Below are 19,488 nucleotides of genomic sequence, written 5' to 3'. Positions count from 1 at the left end.
TTATAGAAGATTACGAACTAATTAAACTCCTATATTTATTTTGCAGCCTCAATAATCCAGTCAACTATATAATTAAATCTTTCTGATGTAAGTGCATGACCACCTTCATATTGTTTAATACTAATTTGATTTCCTGCATTACATTTTTTATATTCCTTTTCTGCCTTTTTATAGATATCCATTGCATCTTTCGAGTATTTATCTTCTATTGCTGATACAATTAGAAATTTAGTTGGGCAAATCTCGCATACTACATCGTCAATATCATAATATCTCATAAAATTTGGTATAACACTTGCCATTTCAATGCCAACATTATTCTTAATTCTATTTCTAAATGTTGCTGCACTACCGCTAGCACAAGCATAATGTATTCTTTTATCAAATGCAGTAAGATAAATAGTTGTATTACCTCCATATGAATGTCCTAAACAACCTATTTTATTATAATCAACGCAATCCAATCCATTTAACACACTGATTGCTCCCATTGCATCTTCAATTACTGTTTTTGCCAGAGTCTGACCTGTGAGTATTCCGTAGCACATTGTAAGAAAATGCTGCCAGTCATCATCTTCATCATTTTTATTGATTCCCGAGGCATTAACTCTTCTATCCTCAAAACACAATGAATCTGGTGCTATGACAACAAATCCCCTCTCTGCAAGTGCAGGACCAAAGGCTTGAAGATGATTCCCAGCAAGACCACAAACTTCACTTTTGCCAAGATTTCTTTCTCTGTTATGTTGATGATTTATTAAAACTGCTGGATGCTTTCCTTCTCCATCTGGCAAAAGCAAAAAGGCAGTGTTTTTACGTCCATGTATGAAATATTGAATAAGTTCCCTTGTGTATCCATTACATTGGAATGTTTCTAAAACCTCATAATTTATTCTGCTACTCACAGGCTTCAAGTCAATAAGTTTTAACATCTCTATACTGTTTGTACTCATACTACCTCCTTCTAATAAATACAAATTTATACTTTTGCAATATACGTATTTTATTTACTTCGTAATTTAACACAATTATTCCTTAACATACTTATTATAGCACAATTGAAATAAACTGTATGAGCATATTAAAAGCACCTCCATATAGAGATACTCTAAAATAAACAGTATTACTAATAAGTTATTTAATTATATATCAATTTCACCATATAAAAAGATGAGATTTTAAAACATAAAAGCTCTCCGACTCCACCTTGCTTAAACAATCATTTTAAATTGTATACTTAAATATAAGTTCTCCATTAACATCCTTTTCATTTATATACTCAAATCCAATGCTTTTATATAAACTATAAGCTAATGTATTTTGCTCAACTATACTTAAGTAGATAGTATTAACATCATATTTTTTCGAAACTATATCAATAAGGTTGGTCATTGCAATTCTTCCAAATCCTTTTCCCTGGTATCTTTCATCTATCATTATTCTATCAATCCAAGTATCTTTATTAGGCCCAAAGGATCCGTACATTGCAAATCCAATTACTGCCTCCTTATGATATATAGCTACAGGATTCCATTGACTACAAGTTCTTGCTTCTTCTAAGCATTCATCTACAGTTTCAATAAATTTCTCTTGGTCTGACTTTAATTTTATTTTCCTAACAATATTTTCATTAGTATTATCTATATCTTTAAAATATATATTATTCATATAATTACTTATCCCCCAAATTCAAAACATTTAAATTCATGCATCTTAACCAATGAATTACTTGATTAATCTTCTTTCTTATCTTAATTCAATCTGTTTATAATATTATTTTTCCTTCTTAAAAACAAAAGATTTGCATTCATCATTATATATGTTTTCCTTTAAAAATGTAAATCCACATTTTTTAGTATAAAATCTATGGTTTCTTATTGAATAATCCGGCGTTTCAACTGTCCATATCTTAGCATTTATATATTTTTGCTCTATGTCATTCCAAACTATAGTTCCAAGATGATGTCCTCTGTAATTTGGATCAATAAAGAGCATTTCCAAACTATATTCATTATTGGGCTTAATTCCAACTGTGTAAGCACCAACTGTATTTCCTTCATAAATAACTTTATAACTTTCAAAATCTGTGTGCTCATTGAGCCATTTAATCAAACTGCCATCATTATATCCTTTAGGTCCATCCTCTTTTATATCCGTGTGCATTGATGTATCTTCATTAAATGCAGAAGTCATGATTTTTGTTAATTCTTTATAGTCATCAGTATATATCTTTTGATACAAAATCTTGTTATTCATTATAACTTCTCCTTCTTATTGTTTAGTACTTTGACACGTTTTTCCTACAATTATTCACTTATATTATAAACTTATTGTAACATAATTTCTATAAAGTGTATGTTTATGTACAAAAAGCATCCAATTAAAGAAAAGGTCATAAAATTAAGTGGCTACTTTTTTCTAGAAGCAACCACTTTTTAGTTTAAGTAAATGAAACTACCCTACCAACAGTTAAGATAAAAATTATAAATCCTGTCATTATAATGGTTATGGCTACTGTAAAGACTCCTCTAAATAATTGAAACCAGCTGATGGCTGCCGAAAATCCAAGTAGCCCTAGTAATAGTGTGATTATAGAAAGTATCATAACTATAACTAATGGATGCACTTGCAATAGATCCATTGTAAAGTTAATTACCTTATTTGATTCTATTGATAAAAAGAATAATATTACACATATCAATGATAAAATGAATGAGTAAATATTTAACCTTAATTTCATACTGAACCTCCTAGATATTCCATGGTAATGCAAGGTGCTTATTTAGCACGCTGCAATATTCTATTATAATTTACAATTTTACCATATTGTACGACCAATGGTATTAACTTAAATTTAAATTTCTATATACATTCAGTAAAACCTTATAAATAGAGTTTTTAGCTTCTCTGAAGCTTACTAACAGAATTCTTTCCATCGGTGTTTCTGCCCATGTAAATTAGACCTTCAAGGTTGTTTTTTATAGCTATAGCTACATGACATGGGAAGTGACCTTTGGTTATATCATAGCCATGGACTGCTTTATATAGGGCAATAATACCCACTTGAATTAGGTCATCTATGTCATAGCCCTTTACACTTATAGCCACAGCTTGGCTAGATATAAAAGCCTTGAAATTTTTTATTAGCTCTTCAAGGGCAGTATCCTCCCCTGCTTTTGCCTTTGTCACCAATTCTTGAATTTTAGCACAATTATCCATAACAAAAATCCTTTCTCTTAGGCTATTTCCTCCTGTGTCCATGTGTCCATTTTTTCCCCTATATATACATATATAGTATATATATATATTATTTATATTATAAATATGCTCTAATAGAATATCATGGACATAATAGATACATAGGGGATTAGCCCTTATTATTACTAGGTTTGAGGCATGTCCTTAACTGTGTCTTTCCCTGTGTCTTTGGAATCAGGGATACAGCTTTTAAGTGTTTTCATAATTATTCTTTCTTATAAAGGCTCTTTGACATCCATAATTTTTACCAAATCTCAGCTTTCCTGTGCCCATGTTATAGGGTTCCCAATCCTCAAGGACACGGAGCACATCATTAATTTCTCTAGAATTCATAGGTTTCATGTACTTAGGATCTCCTTGTAATAGCTCCACCCATATCTCCATGGCACATATTTTATCTCTTTTTTTAGTGGGTATTATATTTTCCTTAAAGTTAGTTCCATGAATATAACTTCTTCTAGCTGCCACATCAAGGTCCTCCCAATTTTCAGGAAGAGGCATTTCAAGGTATTCATGAATCAATCCCTCTATGGAACTTCTCTCTGTATGCTTCTCTTGGATTTTAACTGCTTGCTTTTCTAGTTCTAGCTCTAAGTATAACCCTTCTCCTATCTTCCAAAGCTCCACAGCTTCTGCCCAAATCTGGTGGATTTCAGCCTTTATATCCTCTCTCCATAAATTCTTTTTAATTCTATGTTTCTCTACCATTACAGGCCAAAACCTTCTGTTCCCTGTTTTATCCTTTAAGAAGTCCATTTCATTGGTGGTGCCAAAGAATACACACTGCATTGGAAACTTTGTAACCCTCTTTCCATAGGCAACTCTATAGATATCTTCCCTCTTAGATATAAAGTGTTTAACTGCCTCCGTCTCTGCTTTTTTTGCAGCAGTAAGCTCTGCCATTTCTATAATCCAAGCATCTTGAAGTTGTTCATAGGCTTCTTTCCCTTGCACTGTGTTAAAGGAATCTGAGTACCAGTTTTGCCCAAGAAGGCTTAAAATATGACTCTTGCCTACACCTTGTTTTCCAACCAAAACCAGCATATAATCAAACTTCACTCCTGGATTAAAAATCCTAGCCACCCCAGCAACTAAAGCTTTTCTTGTAACCATTCTGTTATATTTAGTATCACTAGCTCCTAGATAATCTATAAATAGGTTGTCCACTCTTTTAACTCCATCCCACACTAAGGAGTTAAAGTAATCTCTAATGGGATGAAACTTATTTTTCTCCTCTACAATTAAAAGACCATCATTAATCTCCATGGGACTAGTTATCCTATAAACCTTTTCTATATAATGCCTTAAAGATGAATCGTCACTGTCCTTCCACTGATCCCCTTCTTTTTTATTAAGAAGCCTATGCCAGGGTAGATTACCCTTAATCATAGTTCTATGGGAAAATTCATTTAAAGCTATTTTCCCCTTTAGATTTTCTTCATTAGTTATTGGCTCCTTAAAATTCTCAGATGCCTTTTCTTTCTTAGCATCCTTTTCCTCACTTTCCCCCTTAACATCCTCTAACTTCCAAATCAGTCCCTCTTCCTGATCCTTAGGTAATTCACCGTCAGCACCTAAAGCCTCAGACTCCCTCTCATCCAAAGCTTTAAAAAACCTAGCTGACAATGTTAAAACCTTGATAAGTTCCCTGCAATTAAAGTTCACATTAATATTAATATCCATAAATAAACCTCCTTCAAAAAAATACCCTCTATATATAAAGCCTTCGTAGCAATTAATTCGTAGCTATTTTTGAAAATTTCTTAAAGTTTTTTTAAAAGGATTATTATTTCCTTATATATGAGCTTAAGAATCCTTCTTATATTTCCCTCACTAACCCCTCTCTCTTTGGCAATGGACACAATGGTTTTCCTTTGAAAAAACACTAGGTAAATTAACTTTCTCTCATCGAAAGATAATTTACCTAGTGCTTTATAAAGACTCTCATTAATTAATATTTCTTCTACATTCTCAATAACTTCAATATCATTAGATCTAAATTGAAAACCATGCTCCTCCATTTCCTCAAGAGAATTGTGTTTGCGTCTCTCCTTGCGATTATTATTATGAACCTGCCTTTCTATCTCCATGACAACTTTAATAAGCTCATCAGGGATATCTACCTTCTGAACTTCACCTGTAATAAATTCATACTTAATTTTCATATTCATCTCTCCTAGCTTCAAATTATTTTGAAACTTTTATGAAGCTATTCAAAGCCTAGGTGGAGATGCTTATAAAGGGATAAAAAAAGCCTTCCACAATGAAAGGCTTTAAAAACTAACCCTAGATGGATTAAATTCTGTTAAAATAAAAAAATAGCCGATGACTGCTAATTTAGCAACCATCCGGCTATTCGGTAGTTAATCACTCCATTGCTCGGTATGTTTTATTATACTTTAACCTATATCTTAACTCATTGTATATGAAAATTCTATTTTTCTTAATTTAATATTATTTTTTACCCCCAGAAGTTTTCTACACTTATTACACTTTATCTCTATAATTCCAACGTAGCTATTTTCCACATCGAATAATCTATTATTGCAAATTGGGCATCTCACCTGAATCAATTACATCTAATCCCCCTCTCTATACTAATTTCCCCTTTAAATTACTTAATCATAATATAGATAATATATCATTTACCTACATTTCCCCTTAATATAACCTAACATATCCTTTTATTTATGTCTTTTCTACCAAATACTTTTATCATTAACCCGAATTCCATAAAAGTATAGTTACATTATATGACATTTTTAAGGGAAGGTCAAGGAATTATTTGAATTATTTTGAAAATTTATTGTTTTTATCCATAAAAGTGTTTTTCAAATATGTTGCTATATACGTGTATATATTTTACAATTAGTAGGAGTAACTGGATAGTTACAATAAAATTAAAGTATATAATATTTTAATTTTATTCTTTTAGGAGGTTATAGAATGGTAGTGGAGCCTTTAAATGATGTTATGTCTCATTTTAGATTTGTATTTTCCGCCTATGTAGTATTGTTTATAATTATAGTTTTGAATTTTTATAAATCCCTACATATTAGAAAGAATTTACAGAGAGATAATTCAGTTGGCAAGTTAATTCAAAGATTTGATTTGGTTATTGATATTTTTTGTGGACTAGCAATGGCTGCAGGTTTAATGTTTCAAGGGGTATTGGCAGATAATAATGCATTAGGGCACAATACTTGGTTTATGGCACTTTTAGTCATATCCATTGTGAGTTTTATCATTTTTGTATTAACTGTAATTGTGGTTAGGAAAGATAAAAAATAGGCATATTAAAATCAACTTTCACTTATTATTTATTTTCAGATGCCTTAATGGATGTAGAGATTAGAAGTTTGTGAGTATAAATAATTTAATGAAAATATATCTCTATAAGAATTATTTTAAAGGCATGGAGATCATAAGATGGTCCCATGCCTTAATTTCGATACAATAAATAATTTAATCCATTAATCATTATAGGACATACTACCTGACAATTATTGGTGTTAGTAACATTTATTTATTTATCGTTACCTGTCTTTTTAAATCCTCTATCTCTTTATCCTTAAGATCTATAATCTTTTCATACTTTTGTTCCATTTCCATCAAGTTTTTGCTTAACATATTTATAAAGGATGCCATCTCATCGGAACTTCCTGCTATACGGTTAAATAGCAAAAGATTTAATTTTAAGACCTCTGGGATCTCTTTGTGAGAATATCTAAGTTGATGGTCAATCTCTCCATAACCTTCTTCAAATATGGTTCTTACTTGAATTTCCGCTATAACCTTTTGATTAGTTGGAAAAAATTCTATAAGATAATGGACAGAACGGTATCCTGATTTTCTAGAATTAATTTGTATATTTAATTCCTCAAATATTTTTGTATCATCCCCTTCTCGTACATTAGCAGTTATCTCAACAACCTTCCAAGTTCCCAGAATATAATTATGTATATCTTCCCAATCATCCTTGAATATATGTATGGCTCTAATACCTATCAAATCATTTATCTCTTCTTTATAGTTAGAAACGGAAAATTGAAAATCCTCTCCATACTTTGATTTTCTATCCTCTGTCTTTCTAATAATCTTTTCAATAAGCCTTTCAGAATCCTTTACTCTAGATTTTACCGTATGTATTTTCTTATGTGCCCTAAGTGTATTTGCTATAAATTCTGCTTGTGTCTCATAAGTCTCTTTATACATATTGAAATCCATATATATTTCTTCTAAAGTGTCCCAAACTATTCCACTCTTTATAATCTCTTCATTCTTAAGATGATATTTACTTAAAAAAGTTTCTTTATCTAAAATCATAAATCTTGCCACCTTCAGTTTTACTTATTTTGTCCATAATAAATATATTTTATGATATTTTAAACTTATTGTAACGCAAAGTGATAAAAGATAGCAAATTGTATTGCCCATAGAAAAACGTAAAAAATAGCATTATCACGTCCCTACTAAAACAAACTTTACTTTAGTAGGGACTTTAGGTTAGTTTTAGAGGGATTGCTCATAATAAGAACTATCATGATGCATCCATATTTTTAAATATATCCTTTGATGTAAGGGAGATGGCTGCAGATAGAATTCCAACCACTAGCAGAATAATCCCTGTATGATTTGAAAATTGATCAAAAGCTACCCCATATATGGCTTGCCCAATCGGTTGTGCACACATGGAGAGAGAAATCATCACTGCGATTACTTTTCCCACAAGCTCTGGCGGTGTTTCACTTTGAACTGCTGCAATCATCTGTACACTGAACATTGTGGCAAGTGCCATGATGACAAAGCTTGTGGCTGTAATTACTACATAACTGACCATATTTGCCATGCCTAGTAGCAGTGGAATTGCCATGACCCCCACAGATAGGCTGCAAAGAAACATCAAAATGTGTGAACTTGTAAGCTTTAGTTTTTTGCTGAATACAGCGGTTAAGATTCCTCCGCAAAGTCCGCCAAGTGCCATGGCTCCCTGTGAAAACCCAAGCAGCTCATCACTCATTTTAAGTATGCCAATAATTAGAATAGGCATGCCAACAATCAGCATTGATGATAGTACCAGATTGAAAATAGTAGCCAGACCAATGATATTAATGAGGACCGGTTTTTCTTTTTTCATATAATTTGTGCTGTCAAGAAAGTCACTTTTTATAATTGCAGATATTTTCATTGCATTATTTCTTTTTTCAAAGGGTATGTGTATAAAAATCTCCATTATAGCAGAGGCAGCAAAGCAAGCAATACTAATGAGAAGGATGGGTACAATGCCAAAAGCACCAAATAACATACCACCAATAATAGGCCCCAAAAGCCCTGCCAGTGCACCAACCTGGTTGACTACCGCACCTGCTGATAAAATTTTATCTCCTGAAACCAGCAATGGAATACTTGCTTGCACTGTTGGCTGATAGGTGCCACTAATGCCATAAAGCAACATTAAAACAGCAATAAACAGTGGAACTATGGGCAGTTTTCCAAGAGCCATAAAGAACAGAAAAACAATGCTTGCCGTTAAAAAATCAAGTGCTACCATGATATTTCGCTTGTTCACTCTGTCAGCCAAAATACCTCCTAAAAATGAGAGAAAAATCATGGGAAGAAAGGAGGACGCTGTTACAATTCCGAAAAGAGATGCTGAGCCTGTTTCTCGCAAAAGATAGAGAGGAAGCGCAAATCGCAAGATTGCATTACCAAACATTGAAATGATTTGTCCGATTACTACAAGTGTAAAGTTCCTATTAAATAGTTTTGTTTGTTCCATATTACAATGCCTCCATCTTATTTACCTTTGACAACAGCTCCATAAATACTACAAGACCTAACACTAGTAAAACAACCATTCCTATTAGCCTGATTTGCAAAGAATTTTCAGGTACAAACGACATCATATTGCCAAATGGAATAATTAACAGAAAGGATGTTACTACAGTAGCTACCAATGACTTCCTCCAAAATCCTATACGCATTGCTATAAGACCTATTGAAGCTGCCAGCAGTGCTGAAACTCCTGTTGTAACAAGTAGGTTTGGCCACATTTCACCTGTAAACATATTGGGTAAAATGTGAAAAGTATTTGATAAAAAAGCAACCATACTGATTGCAACAATATTACATATAGATACCGCAATGGCAATAAAGAAAAACACAAAGCTGCATTTCGCAAAGAGAATTTTGCTTCGCTTTATTGGGTATGAGAACAATAGAATTGCTCTTTTCCCAGTATATTCTTCAACTGTAAATTTAGCGTGCATGATAGCAGATAAGACACCGAATGCAGCAACAAACAGTATGGAAATCAAAGATATAAAATTATTCCATTGACTAAACATACTCAAATCTGTAGGCAGGGAAACGCCTCCTCTAATTTGGATCATCTGCTGTGATTGTTCAATTTGTGGTATATATGCTGTTAAAAAGCAAAATCCAAATCCAAAAATCAAGATAAGAAAGGATGCCACAATATAAGATCTAATTTTGTTTCTTTCAAGTTCTAAATTTATAAGTTTTATCATTATAATTTCCCTCCTCTCATTTTTTCAATTAAGAAATCTTCAAGATTGTTTTCATGCTCTACAATTAAGTCCTTCACATTAGCTTCAAGGGTTAACGTGCCATTTGCAATGATCGCAACTCTTTCAACGGTTTGTATAACTTCGCTTAAAATATGACTTGAAAGTAAAATTGTCATCCCTTGATTTTTAAGGGAAATAAATAAATCTCTCATTTCCTTAATTGCAACAGGATCAAGTCCATTAATGGGCTCATCAAGGAGCAATACCTTGGGACTATGTATCATACTTCTAGCAATGCCTAAACGCTGACGCATGCCAAGAGAAAACTTTGATACTGGTTTATCGCCCACATCACCAAGACCGACACGTTCAAGGGCTTTTGATATATCTGCATCCATCCCCATATATCTAAGATGAATGGACAAATTGTGAGTAGCATTCAGATGCTCATAAAAATATGGTACCTCAATAAGACTACCGATGTTACCGAGTACCTGGTCTCGTTGGGCCCAAGCATTTTTTGCCAGAACATATGCACCACCCTCAGTTGGCTCAAGCAGCCCAGCCATAAGCTTTAAGAGGGTTGTTTTCCCCGCTCCATTTACACCTAATATGCCATAAATCTCACCCTGTTTAACTTTCATTTCTAGACGATTTAATACGGTCTTGCCATAAAATTCCTTGCATAGTCTGTTTGTATGCACTGCAAATTGATGTTCCATATACTTCTCCTTATTCATATACCGACGTTCGGTATGTATTTTACCAAAAATATTCTGCCCCCTGAGGAGCAGTTATTTCTACCCATTGTAGCGACTACTGTACTCAACATATTGTAAGATAGTCTCTGTATCTAAAATATCAATTCCTATTCCATTCAAAATCACACTGAAAAATTCCATTTTCCTACGCATTTCTTCAGGTGTAGATTTTGCAATGGCAGGGTTTACCCAAATGTTCATTAGTGTAATGATCACCTCAGCAAGTTCCTTTGGATAAGCGGTTTCAATTGAACCATCACTTATTCCCTCGTTGATGATAGGCTCTATATAGCATGGGACAATCAATTCATAGATTTCTATAACTTGTTTCATCACAAATTTAGGATCATTCATAATTTTGTTTGACATTGCTATAATCGCATTACTACCCGGATTAGCGTAGCCGGCTTTAATCATCATTTTTAGCTTTTCATAGCCAGTCATTGTCTTGTCATCACGGAGTTTATTGAAATAAGCTGTGTTTTCATTGCCAATTTTCTCACATACTGATTGAAAAATTTCCTCCTTGGATTTAAAATGATGATAGATTGCCCCCTTGGAAAGCCCCCCTAAATTATTGATGATATCTTGAATTGAAGTGTGTTCATAACCTTTTTCTATAAAGAGCTTTAAGGCTGCCTCTAAGATTAGGTTAACTGTTTCTTCTGGATATTTATTTCGTGCCATACAGCATCCACCTCCATACCTACCGTTGGTATCTATGTTATCATTGATGATTTTTCTTGTCAAGCACTAATATACTATTAATCTAAATATAATAAACTATAGTATTTGTCATTCAATATGGTTCTATGAAATTTGTAGATTGCACCTAATAAGAAATTATTCTTTTTCTGCTGCAAACATTTCTGCATAAATACCTTGTTTTTTAATCAAACTCTCATGATTACCGCACTCCATTATAGTTCCACTTGAAATCACAATGATTTTATCGAATCGCTTAACTAAATTTGCTTTATGCGATACTAATATACATGGAATTGATTTTTTTAAGAGATTATCAATTATTTTAGTTTCTGATAAAGAATCAAGGGCACTGGTTGGTTCATCTAATAGTAGCATCTTAGTGTTTCTAAATAATATTCTGGCCAGTATTATTTTTTGTTTTTGACCTCCAGATAAATTCATTCCTTGATCTGATATGGTAGTAGATAATCCCATTGGTAATTCTTTTATCAATGTATCTAAAGTTGAATCACAAATAACTCGTTGTAAAAAATCAGGATCATAATTTTCTTCTCCAAGGGTAATATTGTAAAGAATGCTTTCATTAAATATAATAGGATTTTGATTAACCATTCCTATAGCATCTTTAATAGCCTCTTTAGAGTATTTATCTATAGTTAGATTATTAATATAGATCTCACCTTCAGTAGGTTCTAATAAATTATCAAGAATTTTTAATAATGTGCTCTTCCCAGAACCACTTGAACCTACCACAGCAATTTTATCATTTTTATGGATGGATAGATTAATATTATTTAGTATTAGCCTATCAAATATTGAATGTTTAAAAGATATATTTTCTAACCTATAAGAATCAATGTGATCAATTCTTTCTAGCATGTGTGTATCTGAATTAAGATGTTTTGTAGAGTTTATAGCAAATATTTCATTTATCTTTTTAAACTGTATCTTAATAACAGTCATCTGTATAAATGTACTCATAACCCCATTCAAGGGTGAGAGAAAAGATTGAGATAAAGTTATAAACCCTATTAATTTTCCAAGGGTTATTGAAAATACTCCTTGTCCATAAATTAATGTTGTACCAATCAATATTAAAATAATAGGAGTAAAGTAATATATTGAACTTATAAAACTACCTAAGACAGAAATTTTTATATCCTTCTTTAAAGTAAGATCGCGTTCTAGCTTGAATTTTTCTGACCATCTCTTTAGAAAAATATTTTCTAGGTTTAGAGATTTTATTGTTTCCATTCCTTCAAAAAGTTCAATAATAATATTTTGAGTTTGATTCTGCAAAATCATTTCTTTGCTATTAAAATTAAATAGCATTTTTGTGTAGAATAAGGATGAAAAAATGATAATAGCACCTATTCCAACAGTTATGAAAGTAAGAATTGGAGAATAAGAATACATTATAAAGAGATATACAACTACTAAAATAATTTCAATTATTGATTTTAAAAATTGTTGGCTTAGTAATTGCTGAATGTAACTTATTAAATTTGCTCGATAAATCCAATCACCAGAGGCACGATTTATAAAATACTTAAATTGGATTTCCGAAATCTTCTTAATTAGCTTATCTATCATCTTTCCATTAAAATTATATTTTAATTCTGCCAGCAATAAGTCATTTAAAAATTGCATCAGAGTATAAATTATAAAAATTATAATAAACCCAGGCACTATTAATAAAGTTCTTTGAAGTAGTGATCTTACAACATTGTTGCCATCAATGAGAAGTCTAATAAAGGTAGGCACAATTATTGAAAATAACTGTAAAATTATCATTGATACAAGTAAGAATATTAGTGATTTTTTTTGCTTTACAAAGAAATTCATAATGATTTTTTGCAAAGTCTCTACATGTGATTGTTTCTGTTTTTTCCCCGTATCAATAATCATATCAGTTGGTTCAAAACTAAGAATAACCTGGCTAAATGATTCTTCAAATTCCATTTTTGAAACCTTCAAAATTCCCTTATCAGGATCAAATAATGTTACTTTATTTTTAATACTTTTAACCACAACAAAATGATTATTATTCCATAGAATAATAATTGGATGTTTAATTTTTGACGACATCAAATCATCTGAGTTAATTTTATAGGCTTTACCTTTTATCCCATGATCAGATATGATCTCAATTAAATTGTATAGACTCAAACCTCCCCTAGGAACCCCATAATGATCCCTTATTTCATTTAATGTAGATTTAATGCCCCAATAATTTAATATCATTGTTATACAAGCAATACCACATTCACTATGTTCAGATTGTTCTACTAAACTTAACTTTCCCATATTTGTGTCCATCCCTTTCCATTAACTTAAAGAGCTAAATAAATAAAAAAGCACCCTTATTTATTTAAAAATTATGGTTGTATTATCCCAAATATATGTAAAATTGTCAATGTAATCTTCTTTTGCTGTAAATAATATATACTGTACTTTTTACATGTTGTGTACTTGTTAAAAATTAAACATTGCTCTGATGAGAAATAAATAATTTAATTTACAAGATTTATATGGCTATTATTTGGGAAACCTTGTAAATACAATAATTCAATTTTAATATATCATATTATATATAAAAACAAAAATGTAAAATATTTAATAATATGTAAACAATATTGAAATTATAAAATCTTCGTGATATATTTAACATGTAAATTCAAAAGTACATGCATGTTAGATGAATTTAACAAATTAAAAGGGGGGGAAATAAAAATGCAAAAAATGTCAAATGAAATTTGTGGAAAGAGCTTAAGGGAAATGTCACAAAATGAAATGCAAGATATATATGGTGCTTCATCTGAAACAAATGGTACACCAGCTACTGTTGTTAGTGCAATATCAAAATTTGTAACAAAAAGCTCAAAGGCGTGCATATCTGCATCTGCATCTGCTATAAGTGGTATTCTTTCATATAACAAAGACTGCTTAGGCTAATAAAAAATAAGGAGACTGGTTATGGAAATGAAACAAGATAAAATTGTTGGAAAGAGTTTAAAGGAATTGTCAGAAAAAGAATTAATGGACGTTTATGGTGGACGTGGAATGTCAGAACCTCAATCTACCATGGTATGCTCTGCATTAATAACTTTTGTAGGCTCATACCTTGGTTCTGCAGTGACTAAATGCGGTAAGGACAATAAATAATAATTAAAATATAGAATAATCATAAGTAAGAGGTGTTGGCTCACCATCACCTCTTACTTATGTAATAATATAAAATTTATAACTAAATAAAAGTACCCACTTTTAGCATTGTGTAGGTTGTGGAAGTACGTAACTAAATAGGTAGAGGAGAAAATATTATGTACTATAATTTTTATAATGCACTTACTATAAAAGAAAGATATTCAATAATAGAAAATCAATTAAAATATAAAAATAACTTTAATAAAGAAGCTTTTATGCTTTGGCGAAATGATATGTCTATATTAAGTAATGCTGAATTTTCAAAGATGCTAGAAATAAATAAGTATAACCAAAATATTTTTTCATTTGCTGTTGAGAAAAATCCAAATCAGGAATTAAAAGAATTATACATAGACTATACAAAAAATTCTGATTGGTATAATAAGCTCATTGAAATACATGAATTATCCAACTCATGTATTGATTTTGATAACACAAAACTTTCATATTTATTAAGATATTATATAATATATGCTGATAAAGAAATCAGAAGTAAGCTTAAACCAGAAATAATCAAATTTATTAAACAAGAATCAATTCAGTCTATTTTATTATCCTTTTTTTCACAAATTAGTGACATAGGAATAAAGGCTATTACCCTTGAAATTAATATGCAAAGAGAAAAAGGCCTTCTTCTTGGAGATACTACTGAGGACAGATATAAATATTTTATTAGCAAATATGAAAATCCAGAAGACATTCTAAATTTCTTTGATAAATATCCAGTATTAGCTCGTGTTCTTGTAGAAATGACCACAATGTTTATTAAGAATACCATTGAAGTATTTGACCATATTAATGAAGATAAAATAAAGCTAAAGAGCCATTTTCATATAGATGAAAAAGATTTTATTATTGATACAATATATTACGGACTCGGTGATTCACATAATGGAAATAAAACGGTAATGACATTAGCTTTTGAAAATAATAGAAAAATATTGTATAAGCCAAAGAATTTACATGTAAATATTGCATTTTCTAAGTTATGTGATTATCTTAACGATAGAGCTCCAATTCTGCCTTTGAAAACTGTAAATTCTCTTGCTGTCAATGATCATGGCTATGAAGATTTTATTGATCATATAGATTGTCAATCAGAAGAGGAAGTAAAAAGATATTATACAAGATTTGGTTATTTATTAGGTCTTATGTATCTTCTTAACGGCACTGATATGCATATGGAAAATTTAATTGCCCATGGCGAACATCCAGTTATTATTGACTTAGAAACAATAGTGCAGCAACCTACATTATTCAATGGTAAGGATAATGATAAAACTACACAGCTAATCAAACGAAAAGTGTTTGAAAATATTGATAGAATAATGCTATTAACTAGCAGACTTAAAAATAGTGATAACAGTAAGGGAATAGACATTAGTGCTTTATCTGGAGCAGAGAAAACCCTTGATGAAAAGGTACTACAAATCACTAATCTTAATACTGATGAGATTAGATTTGTAGAAGAAACTGCTGTACTACCAGGAAGCCAAAATCTCCCATTAAAACAGATTGATTTTAAAAAATATAAAAATAACGTAATTGATGGCTTTACTACTATATGTAATTATTTTATAAATAATAGAGAAGAAATTTTAAATTCAGATGTGTTTAAAAGCTTTAAAGGGTTAAAGGTAAGGCAATTATTACGAAATACTAATCAATATGCTAAGATATTGGGTCACTCCTATCATCCTGACTTTTTATCTGATATGTTAGATAGAGAAAAAATATTAGAAAACATGTGGAGCATTGAATTTAACAATTCAACATTTATTATTAGTGAAATTGAAGATATGATGTTTAATGATGTTCCTTATTTTTCTTATTACACCCATGGATTAGAAATATATAGCTCAAATAGAAATCTGGGAGAGTTTACTTCAAAAACTTCATATGAGTATCTTATAGAGCATATTATAAGGATTAGTAATGAAGATATCTTGAAACAAGTTTCCTTAATAGAATTAGCATATGGAAACTATGATATACCTAATAAAATTAAGGAATATGAAATGACAGTACAATCCCTTAAAGAAAATTCTTCAACTGAAAACACTTTCTTAGAATGTGCTATTAATCTTAGCAAAAAAATATTATCTGAGCGAATTAAAAGTGAGGATCTCCTTCTATGGATGACAGTAAACACAAGTAAATATGAAGAAGACTCCTATAATGTTATATCAGCAGACTTTTATGACGGTGTTTATGGAATTGCATTAGCTATGTACTATTTATATAAAGTAACAAATGAGACCAAATATTATAGCTATTTTGAAAAAATAATTGATGAGTGTAATACGGAAGATCAAATAATATATGTTGAAAAAAATATTGGATATACCAGCACCTTTAGTTTTATACACATGGCATCCTTCTTAGAAAAAGAAGATTTACAAAAAAGTAAAGTTAAAGGTTATATAAATAAGTATTTAAAAAAATTAGAGAATAATATTGAAATTGATGTTGATTATCTTAATGGAGCAACTTCCCTTGTAAATTCTTTAATTAGATTATATGATAACTCTCATGATACAACATACTTATCCCATATTATCACCTATGCTGAAAAAATATTAGCATGCTTTAAAAAAGATGAGGTAAAGGATTTTCAGGCTGGTTTTGCACATGGCTTAGGACCTATTTCTTTAATATTCTATAAATTGTATAGTATTACAAAGTCAATAAAGTACCTTAATTTTGCAGCCGATATATTAGATAAGGACAAGCATCTCTACTCCAATTATGAAGAAATGCCACTATCATGGTGTAGAGGTTTAACTGGTCTGGCAATTTCTCGTATTGAAATTTGCAAAACTATGAAAAAAGCAAATTTAGATTATACTGAAGTTTTAGAAGAAATTGAAAAAATCAATGACCATATTATGAAGTCAGCCATGTTCCAAAATGATTGTTTATGCCATGGTAATTCAGGTTTAGTAGAATATTTCTTGACTAGATATTCTTTAACATTGGATTTACATGATTATGACATGGCAAAAACAATAATGAACAAGATTATGACAACCCAAAAGGCAAAGGGTAAATTCCATTTGAAACAACTTGAGCATATTTCTTCAATAGGATTATTCACTGGAGAAACTGGTATTTTATTTGAGCTAATTCGTTTGATTAATCCTGAAATTGTTCCTTCAGTATTAAGTTAGAGAGGTGATATTATATGAAAAATATTGTAACACTAATAGGTACACGTAATTTAAATACTCGAACCTATAAATATGTTGAAGAGATTTTCAATGAACTCAATGTAGAAAGTGAATACAATAATACTATTTTAGACCCAACAAAATATTGCCTTAATCCTTGCTCTGGATGTAAAAATTGTTTTAGTAATGGTATTTGTATTTTTGATAATCTTAAAGATGATAAAGGTAGTGAACTTAAACAACTACTTTTATCTGCAGATTTAATAATTATTAGTTCACCAGTGTATGCCCATAATGTAACCTCTGATGTTAAACTAATTTTTGACAGACTTTCTTATTGGTTGCACATTTTTAAATTGTTAGGAAAGCCAGTTATAATACTAACCACAACAGATACAAATGGTGAAAGCTTTGTTAATGATTATTTAACTAAAATGTTTCAGTATATGGGAGCAGTAATTATTTCAAATGAAACTTTCTTTGCATATGATACACAGGAGGAGATTTTTCATAAGCTCCAATCAATAAGAAGTATCATAAAAGATGCTCTTGAAGGAAATATTGTTTTAGAATCCTCTCCAATGCAAGAGGCTATGTTTCAGCAATTAAAGTATACTTATTTGTTTTTCCCTAAAGAACATTACGAATATAAATATTGGGATAGTCACGGATATTTTAATGCAAACAGTTTTTCAGAACTTTTAATTAAGGATAACAGCCATAATGAATAAATTTTTCAACTATACAAGTTTTCTTTTAATACTAATATTATTAAATTTAATTAGTTTTTTTCTACGGATAACAATAATAAATGAAATAACCCTTTACTATTTGTTATTTTTAATCGCCGTTACTTTCCACGAACTTGGACATTTTGCCTTTGGTAAAATCATAGGAATGAAGCTGGAATCCCTTTATGCTGGGCCCATAAAAATTTGTGTTGTGAATAACAAGGTTAAACTTAAAGAAAATAGCATTTTTTCCTTAAGTAATGGCTTATGTCAAATGTTTAAATGCATTGATAAAAACCAGGTATCAAGGAATTTTTCACTCTATTATTTAGGGGGCATATTTACTAATTTATTATTATTTATTCCTGCCATTCTTATAAGTAGAATAGAAACTGAATTTTACTTTAAAACAGTTATTACCACCTTTGGTATAATCAATTTTGTTATTGCATTAGCAACGTCACTGCCCTTTGAAGGAAACGATGGATGGATGGCACTTTTATTACTAAAAAATGATAAGGGCATTAAAAATAAAGTTTGGCTCCAAAATATATATTTAAGTGATATTGATGCTAGTGAGTTAACAGAGGCTGAAATAGATAATTTATTTCAAGTATTTAATAACCATGAAGACATAAGTGATATTTTCACTTGCGGTAGTCTATTAGCATTACACTATATAAAAAACAGTAATTATGACTTAGGAAAAGATTACTTTATGGAAATTATCAATATTATGAAAAAGCAAAATAAAACTAACAGGATGGAAGCAAAGAGTTATATTGAAGTCGTAGATTTTCAATTAAAATTGCTTACTTTACTAGAGAAAAATGCAGATATAGAAAACTTCAATGATTTTGACAAATCACAATTAATAAAAACAGCAAAAGAATATCAAAGAGCGACTATAGACAATCGATTTAGAGAGTACATTGATACTATTCTGTCTAGGATAAGGTAGCTTTAGAGTATTTATTGTATAAGCCGATGGTAATTTAATATCATTGGCTTAATTTCAGTCTTTTAAATCTATTCCAGGAATCGTAGTAATAGAGTGTGAAATTATTTCTGTAAATAGCTTTCCATGATAATGATTTTAAAGGCATGGTGATTATCCTATAAT

19 protein-coding genes are annotated in these 19,488 nt (G+C 30.6%); 6 read left to right on the top strand and 13 right to left on the bottom strand.

Translation table 11 applies throughout. From position 1 onward, the window contains the following. Window positions 1–35: 35 nt before the first annotated feature. The 7 genes from B3086_RS06645 to B3086_RS06615 form a co-directional block, all read right to left on the bottom strand. Window positions 36–953, bottom strand: a complete 918-nt coding sequence (locus B3086_RS06645) for a hypothetical protein (RefSeq protein WP_346893025.1) — start codon at window positions 951–953, stop codon at window positions 36–38. Window positions 954–1,224: 271 nt separating this feature from the next. Continuing rightward, window positions 1,225–1,668 (bottom strand): GNAT family N-acetyltransferase, encoded by a 444-nt coding sequence (locus B3086_RS06640; protein WP_346846788.1) that lies wholly within the window; start codon window positions 1,666–1,668, stop codon window positions 1,225–1,227. A 105-nt stretch (window positions 1,669–1,773) separates the two neighbouring features. Next, window positions 1,774–2,256 (bottom strand): GNAT family N-acetyltransferase, encoded by a 483-nt coding sequence (locus tag B3086_RS06635; RefSeq protein WP_346846787.1) that lies wholly within the window; start codon window positions 2,254–2,256, stop codon window positions 1,774–1,776. 184 nt (window positions 2,257–2,440) lie between these two features. Further along, window positions 2,441–2,740, bottom strand: a complete 300-nt coding sequence (locus B3086_RS06630; protein ID WP_346876797.1) for a hypothetical protein — start codon at window positions 2,738–2,740, stop codon at window positions 2,441–2,443. A 158-nt stretch (window positions 2,741–2,898) separates the two neighbouring features. Beyond that, window positions 2,899–3,261 carry a sigma-70 family RNA polymerase sigma factor gene (locus B3086_RS06625; protein WP_346893023.1) on the bottom strand — a complete coding sequence of 121 codons (363 nt, stop codon included), beginning with the start codon at window positions 3,259–3,261 and terminating at the stop codon, window positions 2,899–2,901. Between the two features lie 186 nt (window positions 3,262–3,447). Then, window positions 3,448–4,941 carry a virulence-associated E family protein gene (locus B3086_RS06620; protein WP_346893021.1) on the bottom strand — a complete coding sequence of 498 codons (1,494 nt, stop codon included), beginning with the start codon at window positions 4,939–4,941 and terminating at the stop codon, window positions 3,448–3,450. Window positions 4,942–5,021: 80 nt separating this feature from the next. Beyond that, window positions 5,022–5,423: a sigma-70 family RNA polymerase sigma factor gene (locus B3086_RS06615; protein ID WP_346846783.1), complete on the bottom strand. Its 402-nt coding sequence runs from the start codon at window positions 5,421–5,423 to the stop codon at window positions 5,022–5,024. A gap of 781 nt (window positions 5,424–6,204) precedes the next feature. Between B3086_RS06615 and B3086_RS06610 the strand changes: the two genes are divergently transcribed. Beyond that, window positions 6,205–6,549 (top strand): hypothetical protein, encoded by a 345-nt coding sequence (locus B3086_RS06610; protein ID WP_346846782.1) that lies wholly within the window; start codon window positions 6,205–6,207, stop codon window positions 6,547–6,549. A gap of 231 nt (window positions 6,550–6,780) precedes the next feature. On the opposite strand, the gene B3086_RS06605 is transcribed toward B3086_RS06610, so the two are convergent. From B3086_RS06605 to B3086_RS06580, 6 genes are all read right to left on the bottom strand, one after another. After that, window positions 6,781–7,584 carry a RelA/SpoT domain-containing protein gene (locus B3086_RS06605; protein WP_346879384.1) on the bottom strand — a complete coding sequence of 268 codons (804 nt, stop codon included), beginning with the start codon at window positions 7,582–7,584 and terminating at the stop codon, window positions 6,781–6,783. Between the two features lie 214 nt (window positions 7,585–7,798). Next, window positions 7,799–9,037 carry an MFS transporter gene (locus tag B3086_RS06600; RefSeq protein WP_346890807.1) on the bottom strand — a complete coding sequence of 413 codons (1,239 nt, stop codon included), beginning with the start codon at window positions 9,035–9,037 and terminating at the stop codon, window positions 7,799–7,801. A 1-nt stretch (window position 9,038) separates the two neighbouring features. Beyond that, window positions 9,039–9,788, bottom strand: a complete 750-nt coding sequence (locus B3086_RS06595; RefSeq protein WP_346893019.1) for a hypothetical protein — start codon at window positions 9,786–9,788, stop codon at window positions 9,039–9,041. After that, complete coding sequence (locus B3086_RS06590) at window positions 9,788–10,510, bottom strand: ABC transporter ATP-binding protein (RefSeq protein WP_346846778.1); 723 nt, start codon at window positions 10,508–10,510, stop codon at window positions 9,788–9,790. Before B3086_RS06590 ends, B3086_RS06595 begins: the two co-directional genes overlap by 1 nt. Before the next feature lie 78 nt (window positions 10,511–10,588). Next, entirely contained in the window at window positions 10,589–11,236 is a 648-nt protein-coding gene (locus B3086_RS06585) for a TetR/AcrR family transcriptional regulator (RefSeq protein ID WP_346846777.1), read from the bottom strand. 156 nt (window positions 11,237–11,392) lie between these two features. Continuing rightward, a complete protein-coding gene (locus B3086_RS06580) occupies window positions 11,393–13,564 on the bottom strand; it encodes a peptidase domain-containing ABC transporter (RefSeq protein ID WP_346893016.1) in 2,172 nt (723 codons plus the stop codon). A 426-nt stretch (window positions 13,565–13,990) separates the two neighbouring features. Here B3086_RS06580 and B3086_RS06575 point away from each other — a divergent pair, with 426 nt between their 5' ends. From B3086_RS06575 to B3086_RS06555, 5 genes are all read left to right on the top strand, one after another. Beyond that, on the top strand, window positions 13,991–14,212 hold the full coding sequence (locus tag B3086_RS06575) for a lichenicidin A2 family type 2 lantibiotic (RefSeq protein ID WP_346846775.1): 222 nt from the start codon (window positions 13,991–13,993) through the stop codon (window positions 14,210–14,212). 21 nt (window positions 14,213–14,233) lie between these two features. Next, a complete protein-coding gene (locus tag B3086_RS06570) occupies window positions 14,234–14,422 on the top strand; it encodes a lichenicidin A2 family type 2 lantibiotic (protein ID WP_346846774.1) in 189 nt (62 codons plus the stop codon). Between the two features lie 158 nt (window positions 14,423–14,580). Beyond that, window positions 14,581–17,634 carry a type 2 lanthipeptide synthetase LanM gene (gene lanM, locus B3086_RS06565; RefSeq protein ID WP_346893014.1) on the top strand — a complete coding sequence of 1,018 codons (3,054 nt, stop codon included), beginning with the start codon at window positions 14,581–14,583 and terminating at the stop codon, window positions 17,632–17,634. Between the two features lie 14 nt (window positions 17,635–17,648). Continuing rightward, a complete protein-coding gene (locus B3086_RS06560) occupies window positions 17,649–18,365 on the top strand; it encodes a flavodoxin family protein (protein ID WP_346876808.1) in 717 nt (238 codons plus the stop codon). A 100-nt stretch (window positions 18,366–18,465) separates the two neighbouring features. Continuing rightward, entirely contained in the window at window positions 18,466–19,326 is an 861-nt protein-coding gene (locus B3086_RS06555; RefSeq protein WP_346893012.1) for a site-2 protease family protein, read from the top strand. Window positions 19,327–19,488 lie beyond the last annotated feature (162 nt).

It is taken from the genome of Clostridium sp. UBA871 (genome assembly GCF_002295255.1).
GTDB lineage: Bacteria > Bacillota > Clostridia > Clostridiales > Clostridiaceae > Clostridium_J > Clostridium_J sulfidigenes.
Note: the sequence above shows the minus strand (reverse complement) of the source record. Positions and strands in the feature narration are given on the sequence as shown.